This is a genomic window from Rhizobium sp. CECT 9324 (assembly GCF_918741265.1).
Lineage (GTDB): Bacteria > Pseudomonadota > Alphaproteobacteria > Rhizobiales > Rhizobiaceae > Allorhizobium.
In genome coordinates, this window is record NZ_CAKKMZ010000001.1 from 2,463,343 (window position 1) to 2,480,185 (window position 16,843).

The window sequence follows — 16,843 nt, forward strand, 5'->3', positions numbered from 1 at the left end:
GGGCGCCAGACTTCTGCCTGGATCATGTCCGCCACCCTGTCCGCTCCGCCTTGCTCCCTGGCTGCGGGAACCTTTCAGGTGAAGGCGTCGGGCATCGAATCCTTGCGTTCGGCGATATAGGCCAAGAGCGCTTCGTCCAAAGCGGGATCGAGCGGCGGCGCCTCGTAGCTTTCGAGCCAGGAGCGGCAAAGCGCGTTGGCGCGCTGTTCGATGCGCTTTTCGCCTTCGATTTCCCACTGTTCGTACGAGTTGTTGTCCATCAGCGCCGAGCGGTAGAAGGCCGTCTGGAAATTCGCCTGCGTATGGGCGCAACCGAGATAGTGGCTACCGGGACCGACCTCGCGGATCGCGTCCATCGCCTGACCGCTTTCCGAAGTGTCGACGCCCTGCGCCATCTTCTGCATCATGCCGAGCTGGTCCTGATCGATCATGAACTTTTCATAGGACGAGACGAGACCGCCTTCGAGCCAGCCGGCGGCATGCAGGACAAAATTGGTGCCGGCAAGCAGCGTCGTGTTCAGCGTATTGGCCGATTCGTGTGCTGCCTGCGCATCGGGAACCTTCGAGCCACACAACGAACCGCCGGTACGGAACGGCAGACCAAGGCGGCGCGCAAGCTGGGCGGCTCCATAAGACACCAGCGACGGCTCCGGCGTGCCGAAGGTCGGTGCACCCGACTGCATCGAGATCGAGGCGGCAAACGTGCCGAACAGCACCGGCGCGCCCTTGCGGATCAGCTGGGTGAACGCAGCACCGGCCAGAACTTCGGCGAGGATCTGCGTCAGCGTACCGACGACCGTGACCGGGCTCATCGCACCCGACAGGATGAACGGCGATACGACGCAGGCCTGGTTGTGACGGGCATAGACCTTCAGCGCCCCGACCATCGTCTCGTCGAAGACCATCGGCGAATTGGCGTTGATCAGGTTGAGCGTGACGCAATTGTTCTCGACGAAATCGTCGCCGAACACCAGCTTGGCCATGGCGATCGTGTCTTCGGCCCGTTCCGGCGCGGTCACCGAGCCCATGAACGGCTTGTCGGAATATTTGATATGGCTGTAGATCATGTCGAGGTGGCGCTTGTTGACCGGCACATCGACCGGCTCACAGACCGTACCGCCCGACGAATGGATCGACGGCGCCATATAGGCGAGCTTCACGAAATTGCGGAAATCCTCGATCGTCGCATAACGACGCACGCCTTCCAGGTCGCGCACGAAGGGAGGGCCATAGACCGGCGCAAACACGGTCGCATTGCCACCGATTCGCACATTGCGTTCCGGATTGCGCGCGTGCCAGGTAAATTCCGACGGTGCCGTTTTCAGGATTTCGCGGCACAGGCCCTTGGGAAAATGCACCCGCTCGCCGCGCACATCGGCGCCGGCCTGCTTCCACAGTTCCAGCGCTTCCGGATCTTCGCGGAATTCGATGCCGATTTCCTCCAGCACGATGTCGGCATTGCGCTCGATCAGCAGCAGAGCCTCCTCGTTGAGCACTTCATAGACTGGAATCTGGCGCTCGATATACGAAAGCGACGCGCCCGGGCCCCCACCCGTCCGCGAGGCGCGTCTGGCGGCAGCGCCCCGGCCCTCTCCGCGCACGCGCCGACCGGCGCCCGATTGTGCTGTGCTATCGTCCATCTGTGTTTCCTCGTCCTTCGCGCATTCCGCGCTGCTTCCTCACCTTTATGCTATTCGCATTTCCATGGGAAACATTCCTTATTGCGCCAACCAATGGCACGTTGCGGACATGTGTTGTCCATTCCCGTCGCTTTTCACCGAAGCGGCGTCGCTTTCGAAAAGAGTTTTTCACGAACTTGAGGTTTAACTGCAACTCAGGCAGTCTCGATTTGAACTGTCATCGACAGTGCCAAAAAACAGCGAGCGGGAAACATCCAATGTCAGACGACGAAATCATTCTCGAAGACCTGTCCGACGAAGAGCTTGTGCAGCAGATGCACGACGATCTTTATGACGGCTTGAAGGAAGAAATCGAGGAAGCGACGAACATTCTGATCGCGCGAGGCTGGGTTCCTTACGACGTGCTGACCCAGGCGCTGGTCGAAGGCATGCGCATCGTCGGCATAGACTTCCGCGACGGCATCCTTTTCGTTCCGGAAGTTCTGCTGTCGGCCAATGCGATGAAGGCCGGCATGACCATCCTGCGCCCGCTGCTCGCCGCCACCGGCGCCCCGAAACAGGGCAAGATGGTCATTGGCACCGTCAAGGGCGACATCCACGACATCGGCAAGAACCTTGTCGGCATGATGATGGAAGGCGCCGGCTTCGACGTCATCGACCTCGGCATCAACAATCCTGTCGAAAACTATCTGGAAGCGCTAGAGCGCGAACAGCCTGACATTCTCGGCATGTCGGCACTTCTGACCACCACCATGCCCTACATGAAGGTCGTCATCGACACGATGAAGGAAAAGGGCATTCGCGACGACTACGTCGTCTTGGTCGGTGGCGCGCCACTGAACGAGGAATTCGGCAAGGCCGTGGGTGCAGACGCCTATTGTCGCGATGCGGCCGTGGCGGTGGAAACGGCGAAGGAATTTGTCGCCCGCAAGCACAACAGCCTGGCTGCGCGCGCTTGAGTCCAGCGTCTGAAGCGCTGAAACCGGGTTTGAAGACCTGAAACAGGGATGCCGGGCTTATTGGCCGGCATCTGTCAGAAGCGACATCTCGACGCCGCGCTGCGAACCGTCTGCAGAGGACATGGAATTCATCGCCATGTGACCGGTGGAATACAGGACCGCAGCCAGCATGTAGATGGCGCTCGCTTTTGCAACGGATGTCAGTGTCATTGCCCCTCTCCTTCTTGGCAAAGCTTAGTCGGCGCAGGCGACACCTGTATGTCGCCTGCGCCGGAAAAAATTAGTTCGCGGCGCTTTCGACGCTCTGGCCGGCAGCCTGCGTTGCATTGACCGTGCTGGCAGCATCCTTGCCAACACCGCGGATCGTGTTGCCGCAGGCGCTGAGCGCGAATACGGTGAGGATGAGAGCTGCGCCGGTGGTCAGTTTTTTCGCGATCATGAGTGTGTAATCCTTCTTGAATTCAACGAGGAACGATTTGCGATGGAACAACGCGCGAAAAGCGAAAAGGTTCACGTGATTGCGTGCGGCGCGATCGCCCGTGAAATTCTGGCCGTCAAGGACGCCAATCGCCTGGATTACCTGACCCTCGAATGTCTACCGGCCATCTGGCACGTCTATCCAGGAAAGATAGCGCCGGCGCTTCGCGAAAAGATCGCCGAAGCCCGGGCAAACGGCCATGAAAAGATCTTCATCGGTTATGCCGAATGCGGCACCCAGGGCGAAATTGACAAGATCTGTGCCACCGAGGGCATAGAGCGCATTTCCGGCCCGCACTGTTACGCCTTCTTCTCCGGCACGGAAAAATTCCTCGCCGAATGCGACACGGAATTCACCGCCTTCTACCTGACCGACCTGATCACCCGCCAGTTCGAGGCCTTTGTCATCGAGCCGCTGAAGCTCGATCGCCATCCGGAACTGCGCGACATGATCTTCGGCAACTACACCAAGATCGTCTATCTCGCCCAGACCGAGGACAAGGCTTTGCAGGAAAAGGCAAAATGGGCAGCCGACTACCTGAAACTCGACTACGAATACCGCTTCACCGGCTACGGCGATCTCGACCGCGAACTCACGCTTGCGGCAAGGCCGGCAGCGTTCGCAAAGCCACCGGTCACCGCCTCAGGTCTTTGAGCGGGAAGGGTCTTTAGTTCACCGAATTCGCCACGCTGCGTCCGGCATCCTGCGTGGCGTCGACCACATTGCCCATGTCGCGCCCGACGCCGCGGATCGTATTGCCGCAGGACGACAGCGCCACCAGCGCCAGTCCCAGAACCGTCAGTCGCATCAAGCCTTTGGCAGTCAAAGCGGACATCTTCGTCTCTCCGATGGAACAAATCACCCACCAGTTGGTGACAAAGCTCTTGGGAAAAATCAAGGCTGACCTCGGTAGGGCTGCAAATGTAACCCCGCCTTTACCATCCGCCCAATATTGGTCCGCGCCCCTGTTCCGGCCTTAATCGTCCTGCAAGCAATCGCTGTCAGCCTGTCTCCCAGGTCAACAAAAAACAATGAAGCGAGATCATGACCGACAGGGTGGACACGCATATCGCCGGCATTTCCGGCATCACGGCTGCCGTTGCAGCGCATCCCGAAAACCTCTCCGACCTCTTGGCGCGGCTCGCCCGCTCCCGTGATGGCAAGGTGACAATTCGCGACATCGCCATTGCATTGCAGGACCGCTCTTTCGGCGCCTTCCTGCTCGTCTTTGCCCTACCCAATCTCGTGCCGCTGCCGCCCGGCGCCACATTCGTGCTCGGCCTGCCGCTGGTGTTCATCGCCTGGCAGATGTTCGCCTCGGCCCAGGGCCGCGTTTATTTCCCCCGCCGCATCGGCGACTACGGCGTCGAGGCCGGCACGTTCCAGCTCGTCGTCGATCGCCTGGTGCCGTGGCTGCGCAAGGCGGAAAAGCTGGTCGTGCCGCGTTTCTGGTTCCTCGAAAGCCGCGCCGCCGAACGTGTCATCGGCTTTCTCGCCCTGGTTCTGGCGGTCGTCATCTTCCTCCCGATCCCGCTCGGCAACTGGCCGCCGGCCGTGGCACTCGCCATCATCGGCTTTACCCATTCCCAGCGCGACGGTCTCGGTGTGACGCTCGGCTGCCTGCTCGGTGTCGCCTCGTTGCTGGTTGCCGGCTTCGTCGTCTATACGGCTTGCGCCGTCTTCATGCTCGTCGTCTGATCCGGAGGCCGACGGTGACGGAAATCGCAACCAGGCCTTCCACAGCGCCGATCATGGCCCCGATCGTGGTCATGACCGCCGGCGGCCTCAATCCGACCTTGGTCGTCCGGGCGCTTTGCGCCCGTTTTCCCGACGTGCGCGTGCTCATCGAGCAGTCAGAGAGCAAGGCCGAAATCACCCGACGCCGTGCCCGCCGTCTCGGCTGGTCTGCCGCCATCGGCCAGCTCGGCACCATGGTCGCTGCGCGGCTTCTGAGGAATTTAGCCAATAAGCGAATTGCGCAAATACTGACGGACCACAATCTCGACGGCGGAATGCCGGCCGACATACCCGTTCACCGGGTCGCCTCGATCAACGACAGCGAGACCCGCGCCGTGATTGCGCAGATCCGCCCCGCCGTCATCCTGCTCGTATCGACCCGCCTGATGGCACCCGGGCAACTTGCCGCCATGCCCTGCCCTGTCCTGAACCTGCATGCCGGCCTCAATCCGACCTATCGCGGCCAGATGGGCGGATACTGGTCGCTGCGCGACAATGACGCGGAAAACTTCGGCGCAACCGTGCATCTCGTCGATGCCGGCACCGACACCGGCGGCACGCTCTACCAGGTCCACGCGAAGCCTGAACCCGGTGATTTCATCTCCACCTATCCGTTGGTCCTGACGGTCGCCGCCCTCGATGTCACCTGCCGCGCGGTCGAGGATGCGCTCGAGGGAACCCTGAAGCCGTACACTCCACAGGGCCCGTCCGCCCTGCATTTTCCGCCGACGCTCTGGTCGTGGATATTCCACGGCATCACCCGGCGAATCTGGTAAATCCCGATTGCGTCGTTTTTTGCTGTCTGCGACGTCGTGAAGAGCGCAGTCTGGCACCCTGACGCCGTGCATTCTGCGGATATAAAGGGGAGTGAGTGGCATGGCAGACAAGATCATCGTGTTTTGGCGCGATATTCCGGCCCAGGTGATCATCAAACAGGGACGCAAGGCCGCCAAGCGCGAGCTTTCCCTGCGTTTTACCGAGGCGATCGACATGTGCGCCATGCGCACCGGTGCCGCTGAAACCGAGGATTATCTGGCCGAATGGCGCAAGGCCGATCCGATCCCCGTCGGTGACGATCTCGAAGCCGAGGCGGACAAGGCCCTGACGGAAATCGAAGCCGCTTACGACAAGGCCCGTCTCGTTGCGCTCGTCCATGCCGGAGGCCGCGACAATGGCTGACGCCGGGCCTGTCCCTGTCCAGAAGGGCAATGCCGCCCCGGCGAAGAAGGCCGCCACCGGCGCCTACACGCCCGCCGGCGTCTCGCCGAACCGTCGCGCCCGCCGCTCCTACACCATCCGTCTCTGGGCCGTGCGCCATTCGCGTTTCCTCGAATGGTTCTACAACCGCTTCGCCCATATGTTCCTGTTGCTGCATCCGCTGTGGAAAGCCATCGGCTATGCCCGCGTCGAGCGGCCGATCACCTTTGTCGAGCGTAACGTCAAGGGCCTGCTGTTCGACTGTCGCATGTGCGGCCAGTGCGCGCTGTCGTCGACCGGCATGTCCTGCCCGATGAACTGTCCCAAGCAGTTGCGCAACGGTCCCTGCGGCGGAGTGCGGGCCAATGGCAACTGCGAAGTCGAACCCGACATGCCCTGCGTCTGGGTCCAGGCCTGGAACGGGTCGCGCAACATGGCGAAAGGCGATGCCATCTTGAACGTGCAGAAACCAGTCAACCAGTCGCTGCGCGAAACCTCGTCCTGGCTGCGCGTGACGGCCGAAGCCGCAGCCAGCCGCGAAGCCGCTACCCCGACATCGGCTGGCCCGACATCCGTTGGCCCGAAAACCGGCGACAAGGAAGCCTGACCCATGGCCCATATCGACGAAAACCCGCTTGGCGCCCATCTGCCGCTCGATCCGCTGCCCGGCCATTCCTCTCTCGGCCGGCTGGAACGTGTCCTGCGCCGCGGCGAATTTGCCGTCACCGCCGAACTGAACCCGCCCGACAGCGCCGATCCTCAGGACGTCTATGAACGCGCCAAGGTCTTCGACGGCTGGGTCGACGGTATCAACGCGGTCGACGCCTCGGGCGCCAATTGCCACATGTCCTCGGTCGGCATCTGCGCGCTTCTGACCCGCATGGGCTATGCGCCGATCATGCAGATCGCCTGCCGCGACAAGAACCGCATCGCCATCCAGGGCGACGTGCTCGGTGCTGCCGCCATGGGCGTGCAGAACATCATGTGCCTGACCGGCGACGGCGTGCAGGCCGGCGACCAGCCTGGCGCAAAGCCGGTCTTTGACCTCGACTGCATGTCGCTGCTGGAAACCGTGCGCACAATGCGCGACGAGGCGAAATTTCTCTCCGGCCGCAAGCTGTCAACGCCGCCGAAGGTCTTTCTCGGCGCCGCCATCAATCCGTTTGCCCCGCCCTACGATTTCCGCCCCTACCGGCTCGGCAAGAAGATCGAGGCCGGCGCGCAGTTCGTCCAGAGCCAGTATTGTTTCGACGTGCCGATGTTCCGCGACTACATGGCGAAGGTCCGCGATCTCGGCTTCCACGAAAAATGCTACATCCTGGTTGGCGTCGGCCCGCTGGCGTCTGCCAAGACTGCCAAATGGATCCGCTCCAACGTGCCCGGCATCCACATTCCCGATTCGGTCATTGCCCGCCTCGAAGGCGCACAGGATCAGAAGAAGGAAGGCAAGCAGCTCTGCATCGACATCATCAACGAGGTGAAGGAAATCGAGGGCGTGTCGGGCGTGCATGTCATGGCTTATCGCCAGGAGGAATATGTCGCCGAAATCGTCCATGAATCCGGCATCCTGAAAGGCCGCCAGCCGTGGAAGCGCGAAACCGGGCGCGGTGATGCCATGGTCGCCGAACGCCTTCACGAAATCGGCTCCGAGCCCGTTCAGGACCAACAGGCCCTGGTCGACAAGGCCGCCCACCTGCCGCACTGATCAACTGAATACGGGAGGAGTTCATCCGCCCGCATGACACACCTTGCATCCATCGACCGTCTGGCGAACAGTGCCCAGAGGCCACACCGGAGATCCACATGACCCGTACCATCGTCGCGTCTGCCACCAGGGAAATCATCATCGGCTTCGACCAGCCGTTCTGCGTCATCGGTGAACGCATCAATCCGACTGGCCGCAAGAAACTCGCGGCAGAAATGATCGAAGGCAATTTCGACACGGTCATCAAGGACGCGCTGGAACAGGTCGCCGCCGGTGCCACCATGCTCGACGTCAATGCCGGCGTCACCTCGGTCAACCCGAACGAGACCGAGCCGGCTTTGCTGGTCCGGACAATGGAAATCGTCCAGGGCCTCGTCGACGTGCCGCTGTCGATCGACAGTTCCGTCACCGCCGCCATCGAGGCAGCCCTCAAGGTCGCCAAGGGCCGTCCGCTGGTCAATTCGGTGACCGGCGAGGAAGAAAAGCTCGAAGCCATCCTGCCGCTCTGCGCCAAATACGACGTGCCCGTCGTTGCCATTTCCAATGACGAGACCGGCATCTCGATGGATCCGGACGTGCGTTTCGCCGTTGCCAAGAAGATCGTCGAACGCGCCATGGACTATGGCATCAAGCCGCATGACATCGTCGTCGACCCGCTGGTCATGCCGATCGGCGCACTCGGCGATGCTGGCCGCCAGGTCTTCCAGCTGCTCTATCGCCTGCGCAACGAGCTCAAGGTCAACACCACCTGCGGCCTGTCCAACATCTCCTTCGGCCTGCCGCACCGCCACGGCATCAATGCCGGCTTTATCCCGATGGTCATCGGCGCCGGCATGACATCCGCCATCATGAACCCCTGCCGTCCGCAGGAAATGGAAGCCGTGCGCGCTGCAAACGTGCTGAATGGCACCGACCCGAACTGCGGCAACTGGATCATGACCTACCGCGACCACAAGCCGGCCGAAGCCGGTGCAGCGCCCGCCACCACGCCCCCCGGCGCCTCATCCGGCCGCCGCGGTGGCCGTGCAGGCAGAACCGGCGCAGGCGCTGCGACGGAGTAAGTATTAGCTCGCCCCTCATCCGCCTGCCGGCACCTTCTCCCCGCAGGCGGGGAGAAGACACAAGCGGCACCTCGCCCCGTTTACGGGGAGAGGGCTAGGGTAAGGGGCAAGGCGGTCCACTCGACAATGGCAAAAATACCGCTTAGGCACGCCCCTTGCTTCCAAGCCTCTCAGGAATTGCATTGCTCATGACCGATATTGATCCCCTCGTCCTCTTCATGCCCTCCGGCAAACGCGGCCGCTTCCCGACCGGCACCACCGTGATCGAGGCCGCCCGTCAGCTCGGGGTCTATGTCGAGAGCGTCTGCGGCGGCCGCGCCACCTGTGGGCGCTGCCAGATCGAGGTCCAGGAAGGCCATTTCGCAAAGCATGGCATCACCTCCTCCAACGACCATATCTCCGCGCCCGGCCCCAAGGAAAAGCGCTACGCCGAAGTCCGCACTTTGCCGGAAGGCCGGCGCCTTTCCTGCTCGGCCACGATCGAAGGCGATCTCGTCGTAGACGTGCCGCAGGATGCCGTCGTCAACGCCCAGGTCGTCCGCAAGGCGGCCAGTGACCGCGTCATCGAGCGCAATCCCGCCGTTCATCTCTGTTATGTCGAGGTGGATGAGCCCGACATGCACAAGCCGCTCGGCGATCTCGACCGCATGAAGGTCATGCTGGAAAAGGATTGGGGCTATACCGATCTGCAGCTTGACCCTTATCTCCTGCCGCAAGCCCAGAAAATCCTGCGCAAGGGCAACTGGACAGTCACCGCCGCGATCCATCGCGACAGCGAAACCTCCCGTCCGACCATCGTTGCCCTCTGGCCCGGCCTGCACAACGAGGCCTATGGCATTGCCTGCGACATCGGCTCGACGACGATCGCCATGCATCTCGTCTCGCTGCTCTCCGGCCGCATCGTCGCTTCGTCCGGCGCGTCCAACCCGCAGATCCGCTTTGGCGAGGATCTGATGAGCCGCGTCTCCTATGTGATGATGAACCCGGACGGGCGTGAAGCGATGACCAAGGCCGTCCGCCAGGCTGTCTCCGACCTCGTCGATCTGGTCTGCGCCTCCGGCGGCGTCGCCCGCAGCGACATTCTTGATTCCGTCTTCGTCGCCAACCCGATCATGCACCACCTCTTCCTTGGCATCGACCCGACCGAACTCGGCCAGGCCCCCTTTGCGCTCGCCGTCTCCGGCGCGATCTCTTGCAAGGCAAGTGACATCGAGCTCTCCCTCAATCCGGGTGCGCGCACCTATCTGCTGCCCTGCATCGCCGGCCATGTCGGCGCGGATGCTGCCGGCGCCACACTCGCCGAAGGCCCGCATCGTCAGGACAAGATGATGCTGATGGTCGATGTCGGCACCAATGCCGAGATCGTCCTTGGTAACCGCGAACGCACTGTTGCCGCATCCTCTCCCACCGGCCCCGCCTTCGAGGGCGCCGAAATCTCCTGCGGCCAGCGCGCAGCACCCGGTGCCATCGAGCGCGTGCGCATTGACGCGACAACACTCGAGCCCCGCTTCAAGGTCATCGGCGTCGAGCAATGGTCCGACGAAGAGGGCTTCACGGAGGCCGCCGAAAAGACCGGCATCACCGGCATCTGCGGCTCGGCGATCATCGAGGTCGTCGCCGAAATGTATCTCTCCGGCGTCATCTCGACGGATGGCGTCGTCGACGGTGGCATGGCGGCCAAGAGCCCGCGCATCCTGTCGACCGGCCGAACCTTCTCCTATCTGCTGCACGAGGGTGCCCAGACGATTACGGTGACGCAAAACGACGTACGCGCCATCCAGCTTGCCAAGGCAGCCCTTTATGCCGGCATCAAGCTCCTGATGGAAAAGCTCGGCGTCGAAACCGTCGATACCATCCGCTTCGCCGGCGCCTTCGGCTCCTTCATCGATCCGAAATACGCCATGGTCCTCGGCCTGATCCCCGATTGCGACCTCGCCGAGGTAAAGGCTGTCGGCAATGCTGCTGGCACCGGCGCGCTGATGGCGCTACTCAATCGCGGCCACCGCCGCGAGATCGAGGAAACCGTCACCCGGATCGAAAAGATCGAGACTGCGCTGGAGCCGCATTTCCAGCAGCTGTTCATCGATGCGATGGCCCTGCCCAACAAGGTCGACCCCTTCCCCAAGCTCGCAGCCGTAGTCACTTTGCCCGAACGCAAGGTCCTGTCGGACGGCGATGGCGAAGGCGGCGGCCGCCGGCGCCGCAGAAGTCGCGACTAACCTGCAGCCGTCCCGGCAGCAACCGGTAGAACAGGCCATCCGGTTTGCCCGGCACCGATCTCCACCATAAGGGCTGACCAGCACCCGCCGGTTGCTCCCGATGCGCGTCTCGGTCAGCGCCTTCAGATTGACTCGCCCAGCATGGCTCTACACCGACGCCATTTCAGTCGGCAGCAGCCGCGCCCGTTGCGCCTCCGAAAACTCGTGTGACTTGCGCGTCGCCTGGCTGAAATGCACCACAACCGTCTCCGCCGTGGCGCAACACACGCCGTTCTGGAACACCGCCTGCTGCATCGTCACCGACGAGCGACCGACCTTGACGATGCGCGTGCCGATATCGACGGTGCCGGGCCACAGGATTTCGGCGAGATAATTGATGTCGAGCTTGGCGACGACGAAGGAATATCCGTCTTCCAGCAGCGGTTCCTCGTTCGCAGCAAGGATCATCTCTACCCGTCCGGTCTCCATGAACGTGGCAAACACCGCATTGTTGACATGCCCTTGGCGATCCGTGTCGCCGTAGCGCAGCTTGTCATAGGCGCGGTTGGGAAAGTCTTCGAGGCGAGGCATCTGATCCATGCAATTGTCCGATCGTCTGGGGCGCTGCGGCGAATTAGGCCGCGATGCCGATCATTTCGGAAAACGCATAACGCACGCTGTCGGCAACCGCCTGGATCGTATCGCTGGTTTCCTTGCCGGTCAGCAGCCGAACCTCGAAACTGCCGAGTTCCGGCAGTCCGTGCTTGGCGCCGAGGGCCGTCATCTCGTCGGTCAGGTAGTTGCGCGGCAGCGGCGCGACGGCCAGATCGGCGATCACGGCCGCACGCTGCGCCATCGTATGGGCCGACAGATAGGCGATCCGGTAGGGGCGCTTGCCCTTGTCCAGCCGTGCCAGCGCGTCGGCGCGCCAGCAGCAGCCGTCTTCCCAGATCGACACCGGCAACGGATCGCGCAGATGCGCCGTGCCGCACTTGGCGCCAGCCCAGACCAGCTGTTCCTGGTGGATCACCTCGCCATCATGCGTCACCATGCCCGGAGCGCAATTGATCAGGGTAAGGTCCAGCCGTTGCTCCTGCAGTCGCCGGCGCAGCGCCCCGGACGAATCGACCGTGAGATCGACCATGATCGCCGGATAGACTTCGGCAAAACGCCTGAGAATGGTCGGCATGAAGCGTTCGCCGATATCGTCCGGCGCACCAAGCCTGACCACACCCTTCATTTCCGGCATGCGGAACCGTCCGACAGCCTCGTTCGACAGCGCCAGCATCCGCCGCGCGTAAGGCAATAGCGTCTCGCCACCTTCGGTGAGCGTCACCGAGCGGGCGTCGCGCAGAAACAGCGTCACATTCAGTTGTTCCTCGAGCTTCTTGATCTGCATCGAGACGGCCGAGGGCGTGCGAAACACGCGGTCGGCTGCCGTGGTGAAACTCCCGGTCTCCGCAATGGCGACGAAGGTCCGCAGCACATCGTTATCGAGCAGTGGCAGGGGTTGGCGCAGCATGAGTGTCATGGCGGTAGCCTTCAAGAAAATTGAACGTGAAGACGATATCATTGCATTTGATTGAATGTCAATCGAGGCGCATCCTCTTCGCATGCACTGCAAAACAGGAGGAAGACATGCTTCTCGGAGCTTTTCTGGCCTATTGCCACCACCGTTATCGCGAACACAGCAACAACCGCCGCCGGGCGAGAACGCGCGCCGCGGCCCTGCGTGAGATCGCACGCCTGCCGGACTACCTGCAACGCGATCTGACATTGGGCGGCGGCGATCAATCATCAATGAATCGAATTGATGCCATCAGAAACATTCGTTTGATTGATGAATAGCAGCAGCAGATAAACGATCTGCCGAATGGGTTTCCCGTTGGGCTCGAACGAAAAGGATAAATGCCATGACACTGGTTCATTTCGATACCCCGATTGCCCGCTCCCTGCGTGGTGTTCCGGCGGCGAACCGCCCGGCGCGCCTGCCAGCGCTCGGGATCGTCAAGGCCCTCGCGGCGGTCAACGAGTGGCGCAAACGCCGCGAGCAGATGCGTGCCCTGGAATCCTTGCCCTTCGATCTGCGCAAGGACCTTGGCTGGCCTGCCGGCGACATGCATCGCTGATCGGCGCGATCCTGCGATCGCCTGCGACATGGCTGCGCGGTCATGTCGCAAACCGGCTGAATGGAGTGGACGGTGTCAAGCGCCGGATCATCCAACAAAGGGTTTTCTTTTCAACGACCTGCTAAACTGACGATTGTTATCGCCAAGGCAATTGCGTCGCAGGATGGAAACACGGAAGAAATGTCGCTTTTTAGCGGATCGGAATACTTCCGCGCCGCTGAATTCCATGTCAATGTCGCAGTGAGAACATCCCAAAAGACATTTCCGGTCGAGCATGCCGGAAAACAAGGGAACTGGACATCACCATGAGCAAGCAGCAGACCAAGAAGCGATCAATCACGTTCTTCCTCGTTCCGCATTTCACGCTGTTGCCCTTCGCTGGCGCGATCGAAACGCTGCGCATCGCCAACCGCATGCTCGGCTACGCCGCCTATGAATGGCGCCTCGCCTCGGTCGATGGCCAGCAAGTTCATTCCTCCTCGGGCATCGGTATCGAGGTCAATTCCTCGCTCGCCGACGAGCGCCGCTTCCTCGGCGGCGAGAACCGTCCGAACATGGCGATCGTCTGTTCCGGCATCTATGTCGAGGAATTCAACAACAAGTCGGTCAATGCCTGGCTGCGCGAAGCCCATAACCGCAACGTCGCCATCGGCTCGCTCTGTACGGGCGCCCATGTGCTGGCCCAGGCGGGCTTGCTGAATGGCAAGCGCTGCGCCATTCACTGGGAAAACCTGCCGGGCTTCTCCGAAACCTTCCCCCAGGCGGAAGTCTACGCCGATCTCTACGAGGTCGACGGCAATCTCTACACCTGCGCCGGCGGCACCGCCTCGCTCGACATGATGCTCAACCTGATCGGCCAGGATTTCGGCGAAGGCCTCGTCAACCGCGTCTGCGAACAGCATCTGACCGACCGCGTGCGCTCGGCGCATGACCGCCAGCGGCTGCCGCTCCGGGCGCGCCTCGGCGTGCAGAATTCCAAGGTGCTGCAGATCATCGAGCTGATGGAAAGCAATCTCTCCGAGCCTCTGTCGCTGCTCGAGATCGCCGATGACGCCGGCCTGTCGCGCCGCCAGATCGAACGCCTCTTCCGCCAGGAGATGGGCCGCTCGCCGGCCCGTTATTATCTCGAAATCCGCCTCGACCGCGCCCGCCATCTGCTCGTCCAGTCATCCATGCCGGTGGTCGAGGTGGCCGTCGCCTGCGGTTTCGTCTCCGCCTCGCACTTCTCCAAGTGTTATCGCGAACTCTACAACCGCTCGCCCCAGCAGGAGCGCGCCGAACGCAAGCTGACCATGTCGACCAATCGCACCGGCATCGTGGTCTGACGAGAACGGCAATGGTCTCCCGGGCGCCGCCTGGCGACGCTCGGGCCGGTCGGGCTCAGGGGTAGAGATAATACCGGTCCCAGTCCTCATGCGGAATACGTGCGCCGGGCTTCATGTCGAACGCGATGATCGAAAGATGGTCCGCACTCGTGGTACAGGTATAAGCTAGGCGATACCACTCGCCATCGCGCCGAAAGACCGCACCTTGTGCCTCGATATGCACGTCCGAATGTTTCGGCCGCGAAAACGTGTACGAGATGACTTTGTCGGCCTTCAGCCGGTCCATGCCCTCCAGATCGCATCGTTGCTCAAGCTGATCGGACGGATCGAGCTTTTCGATCTGGCTCGCGGTCTTTTTGTCGATCGCCTGGGCAACCATCGGCAGGGTAAGCACGCAGACAACTGCGGCATTGGCAATGTGGAGTGTCTTTGGCATGCCAATCCACTACCACTTCAAAAAGTCCGAATAAAGCCGGGATGCCCATTGGCGGGCCTGCAGGGCCGCGATCATTGGCCATCTCCGGTCGCCACGCTGGCGATACCTGCCGTGCAGAAACACAGCAATGGCAGTGCATCAGTGCCCGTCAGGCGCCACATCGTCGGCTGGGATTCCGCTGACCACTTTTTTCCGGTGGAAAATGAACAGGCCGGCAAGCACGATCACAGCCGAGCCCACCAGAACCTGGCGATCTGGCAGGTCGCCGAAAAACAGATAACCAAGCACGATCGCCCAGAGCAGCAGGCTGTATTGCAGCGGCGCAAGCAGGGACGCCGGCGCCAGCTTCAGTGACCGGGTTATCAGCATATGCGCACTGGCGGCGACGATACCGAGCCCCAGCATGGCGAAGAGATCGAGGCTGGACATCGGGCTCCAATTGCCGATGCTGAGGACCGCTCCGGCGACAAGGGCACCCACGGTCTGCCAGGTCACCAGCGTCACATCGCTCGTCTGACGCAGCCGCCGGCCGAGGATCAGCGTCAGCGCAAACGACAGGCTGCCTATGAGGGCGAAGATCGCCGGCCAGGACAACATCGCCGAAGACGGGCGCAATGCGATGATCACCCCGAGGAAGCCGATGACGACTGCCAGCCAGCGACGCCAGCCGATTGTCTCGCCGAGGAAGAAATGTGATAGCGCCGCGATATAGATCGGGCCGGCCATATAGAATGTGATCACGTCGGCCAGCGGCAGATAGGCGACCGCAGCGTAAAACAGCGCCACGTCCACAGTTGTCAGCACCACGCGCAGGATTTGCAGCGAAGGCCGCTCAAGTCGGAACAGCCCGTCGCGTCCCTGTCTCGCGATCATCGGCGTGAGCATCACGAAGGATCCCAGCGAACGCATGACCAGAACCTGGCCGACGGAAAAGCTCGCAACCAGCCACTTGCCCATGGCATCGTTCAGTGCAAACAGGAAGTCGCCGAAAAGCATCAGCACGACACCGAACAGAACTGCATTGCCGGCCGTCCCGATCGCGCCAAGCTTCATGATATTTCTCCTGATCGCGACGGGGTAAAGGCTTGGCCAATGTGATGTGTCATGCGTAGAGGCTGACGAAAAACCGGATCGAGACAAAGATCAGGAACAGTCCGAAGCCGATTTCCAGCTGCCGCTTGCTCATCGCATGCGCCAGCCTGGCGCCATAGGGGGTGATGATCATCGCCGTGGGAAAGATCAGTGCAAAGGCGATCCAGTTGACATAGCCGGTGGAAAAGGCCGGCAGGTCCGCCCTTCCCCATCCGGCCCAGACATAGCCGACCAGCGCCGGGATCGAGATCAGCACACCCACGCCGGACGATGTTGCCACCGCCTGGTGGATCGGACGACCGAACAGCGTCATGAATGTATTGTTGAGCACGCCGCCGCCAATGCCCATCAGGCCGGAGATCAGCCCGATCACGCTGCCGGTGGCAAACCGCGCCGGTTCGCCGGGCAGATCTGTCCCGAGATGGAAGCGGTTGGTCAGAAACAGCATGCGCGCCGACAGCACCAGTCCGATCACCGCAAAGATCAGCCGCAGCATTTCGCTCGACGCATAGGCGGCCACTACGGTTGCCAGAAATGCCCCCAGCGGCACGGCGATGATCCAGCTTTTGAGCAGCGCGATATCGACGGCGCCGCGCACCTGATGCGCCCTGAAGGACCGTATCGACGTCGGCACGATGATGGCCGTCGAGGTGCCGACGGCGAGATGCATGATCACCTCGGGCGAAATACCGGCCCAGCCGAACACCTGATAGAACACCGGCACCAGCACCGCACCGCCGCCAATGCCGAACACGCCCGCCAGCAGGCCAGCGACACCGCCGGCAGCAATCAGCAACGCGGCAAACATCAATAAGTCCGATACTGGTGGCATTGCAGGCTCCCGTGAAAGACCGACACGCAGCCTCGCTGCGTGTCCATCGACTTG

At 61.9% G+C, this 16,843-nt stretch carries 22 protein-coding genes; 13 read left to right on the top strand and 9 right to left on the bottom strand.

Annotated features, from left to right (window positions below; translation table 11 throughout):
• Window positions 1-74 precede the first annotated feature (74 nt).
• A complete protein-coding gene (locus tag LQ231_RS12200) occupies window positions 75-1,640 on the bottom strand; it encodes a trimethylamine methyltransferase family protein (RefSeq protein ID WP_113143501.1) in 1,566 nt (521 codons plus the stop codon).
• A gap of 257 nt (window positions 1,641-1,897) precedes the next feature.
• Here LQ231_RS12200 and LQ231_RS12205 point away from each other — a divergent pair, with 257 nt between their 5' ends.
• The gene (locus LQ231_RS12205; protein ID WP_113143502.1) at window positions 1,898-2,599 is read left to right on the top strand and encodes a B12-binding domain-containing protein; all 702 of its coding nucleotides are present in this window, start codon (window positions 1,898-1,900) and stop codon (window positions 2,597-2,599) included.
• Window positions 2,600-2,656: 57 nt separating this feature from the next.
• Here the strand turns inward: LQ231_RS12205 and LQ231_RS12210 are convergent, their stop codons facing one another.
• Both LQ231_RS12210 and LQ231_RS12215 read right to left on the bottom strand, forming a co-directional pair.
• Window positions 2,657-2,809: a hypothetical protein gene (locus tag LQ231_RS12210; RefSeq protein ID WP_230171510.1), complete on the bottom strand. Its 153-nt coding sequence runs from the start codon at window positions 2,807-2,809 to the stop codon at window positions 2,657-2,659.
• 70 nt (window positions 2,810-2,879) lie between these two features.
• A complete protein-coding gene (locus tag LQ231_RS12215; RefSeq protein WP_113143529.1) occupies window positions 2,880-3,038 on the bottom strand; it encodes an entericidin in 159 nt (52 codons plus the stop codon).
• A gap of 42 nt (window positions 3,039-3,080) precedes the next feature.
• Here LQ231_RS12215 and LQ231_RS12220 point away from each other — a divergent pair, with 42 nt between their 5' ends.
• Window positions 3,081-3,731, top strand: a complete 651-nt coding sequence (locus LQ231_RS12220) for a DUF1638 domain-containing protein (RefSeq protein ID WP_230171511.1) — start codon at window positions 3,081-3,083, stop codon at window positions 3,729-3,731.
• Window positions 3,732-3,744: 13 nt separating this feature from the next.
• On the opposite strand, the gene LQ231_RS12225 is transcribed toward LQ231_RS12220, so the two are convergent.
• The gene (locus tag LQ231_RS12225) at window positions 3,745-3,885 is read right to left on the bottom strand and encodes an entericidin B signal peptide protein (RefSeq protein ID WP_085995727.1); all 141 of its coding nucleotides are present in this window, start codon (window positions 3,883-3,885) and stop codon (window positions 3,745-3,747) included.
• 236 nt (window positions 3,886-4,121) lie between these two features.
• Here LQ231_RS12225 and LQ231_RS12230 point away from each other — a divergent pair, with 236 nt between their 5' ends.
• The 7 genes from LQ231_RS12230 (at window position 4,122) to LQ231_RS12260 (ending at window position 10,996) form a co-directional block, all read left to right on the top strand.
• Window positions 4,122-4,775, top strand: a complete 654-nt coding sequence (locus LQ231_RS12230; protein ID WP_230171512.1) for an exopolysaccharide biosynthesis protein — start codon at window positions 4,122-4,124, stop codon at window positions 4,773-4,775.
• A gap of 53 nt (window positions 4,776-4,828) precedes the next feature.
• Window positions 4,829-5,590: a formyl transferase gene (locus tag LQ231_RS12235; protein WP_230173323.1), complete on the top strand. Its 762-nt coding sequence runs from the start codon at window positions 4,829-4,831 to the stop codon at window positions 5,588-5,590.
• 100 nt (window positions 5,591-5,690) lie between these two features.
• Window positions 5,691-5,993, top strand: coding sequence for a virulence factor (locus tag LQ231_RS12240; RefSeq protein WP_113143505.1), 303 nt, complete (start codon window positions 5,691-5,693; stop codon window positions 5,991-5,993).
• Entirely contained in the window at window positions 5,986-6,618 is a 633-nt protein-coding gene (locus LQ231_RS12245) for a methylenetetrahydrofolate reductase C-terminal domain-containing protein (RefSeq protein ID WP_230171513.1), read from the top strand. The genes LQ231_RS12240 and LQ231_RS12245 overlap by 8 nt, the downstream gene beginning before the upstream one ends.
• A gap of 3 nt (window positions 6,619-6,621) precedes the next feature.
• Window positions 6,622-7,716, top strand: coding sequence for a methylenetetrahydrofolate reductase (locus LQ231_RS12250; RefSeq protein ID WP_113143507.1), 1,095 nt, complete (start codon window positions 6,622-6,624; stop codon window positions 7,714-7,716).
• A 98-nt stretch (window positions 7,717-7,814) separates the two neighbouring features.
• Window positions 7,815-8,777: a methyltetrahydrofolate cobalamin methyltransferase gene (locus tag LQ231_RS12255; protein WP_113143508.1), complete on the top strand. Its 963-nt coding sequence runs from the start codon at window positions 7,815-7,817 to the stop codon at window positions 8,775-8,777.
• Between the two features lie 188 nt (window positions 8,778-8,965).
• The gene (locus LQ231_RS12260) at window positions 8,966-10,996 is read left to right on the top strand and encodes an ASKHA domain-containing protein (protein ID WP_230171514.1); all 2,031 of its coding nucleotides are present in this window, start codon (window positions 8,966-8,968) and stop codon (window positions 10,994-10,996) included.
• Between the two features lie 147 nt (window positions 10,997-11,143).
• Here the strand turns inward: LQ231_RS12260 and LQ231_RS12265 are convergent, their stop codons facing one another.
• Together LQ231_RS12265 and LQ231_RS12270 are read right to left on the bottom strand one after the other, a co-directional pair.
• Window positions 11,144-11,575 (bottom strand): thioesterase family protein, encoded by a 432-nt coding sequence (locus LQ231_RS12265; RefSeq protein ID WP_230171515.1) that lies wholly within the window; start codon window positions 11,573-11,575, stop codon window positions 11,144-11,146.
• Window positions 11,576-11,609: 34 nt separating this feature from the next.
• The gene (locus LQ231_RS12270) at window positions 11,610-12,506 is read right to left on the bottom strand and encodes a LysR family transcriptional regulator (RefSeq protein WP_113143511.1); all 897 of its coding nucleotides are present in this window, start codon (window positions 12,504-12,506) and stop codon (window positions 11,610-11,612) included.
• A 107-nt stretch (window positions 12,507-12,613) separates the two neighbouring features.
• Here LQ231_RS12270 and LQ231_RS12275 point away from each other — a divergent pair, with 107 nt between their 5' ends.
• The 4 genes from LQ231_RS12275 to LQ231_RS12290 all read left to right on the top strand — a co-directional run bounded on the left by LQ231_RS12275 (window position 12,614) and on the right by LQ231_RS12290 (window position 14,429).
• Window positions 12,614-12,823 carry a hypothetical protein gene (locus LQ231_RS12275; RefSeq protein WP_230171516.1) on the top strand — a complete coding sequence of 70 codons (210 nt, stop codon included), beginning with the start codon at window positions 12,614-12,616 and terminating at the stop codon, window positions 12,821-12,823.
• 65 nt (window positions 12,824-12,888) lie between these two features.
• On the top strand, window positions 12,889-13,104 hold the full coding sequence (locus LQ231_RS12280; RefSeq protein WP_113143513.1) for a hypothetical protein: 216 nt from the start codon (window positions 12,889-12,891) through the stop codon (window positions 13,102-13,104).
• 72 nt (window positions 13,105-13,176) lie between these two features.
• A complete protein-coding gene (locus LQ231_RS12285) occupies window positions 13,177-13,413 on the top strand; it encodes a hypothetical protein (protein ID WP_230171517.1) in 237 nt (78 codons plus the stop codon).
• The gene (locus LQ231_RS12290; RefSeq protein ID WP_113143514.1) at window positions 13,410-14,429 is read left to right on the top strand and encodes a GlxA family transcriptional regulator; all 1,020 of its coding nucleotides are present in this window, start codon (window positions 13,410-13,412) and stop codon (window positions 14,427-14,429) included. Before LQ231_RS12285 ends, LQ231_RS12290 begins: the two co-directional genes overlap by 4 nt.
• Window positions 14,430-14,484: 55 nt before the next feature.
• On the opposite strand, the gene LQ231_RS12295 is transcribed toward LQ231_RS12290, so the two are convergent.
• From LQ231_RS12295 to LQ231_RS12305, 3 genes are all read right to left on the bottom strand, one after another.
• Entirely contained in the window at window positions 14,485-14,865 is a 381-nt protein-coding gene (locus LQ231_RS12295) for a DUF930 domain-containing protein (protein WP_230171518.1), read from the bottom strand.
• A gap of 138 nt (window positions 14,866-15,003) precedes the next feature.
• On the bottom strand, window positions 15,004-15,918 hold the full coding sequence (locus LQ231_RS12300; RefSeq protein ID WP_230171519.1) for a DMT family transporter: 915 nt from the start codon (window positions 15,916-15,918) through the stop codon (window positions 15,004-15,006).
• A 49-nt stretch (window positions 15,919-15,967) separates the two neighbouring features.
• Window positions 15,968-16,789: a sulfite exporter TauE/SafE family protein gene (locus LQ231_RS12305; RefSeq protein WP_230171520.1), complete on the bottom strand. Its 822-nt coding sequence runs from the start codon at window positions 16,787-16,789 to the stop codon at window positions 15,968-15,970.
• Window positions 16,790-16,843: the final 54 nt, after the last annotated feature.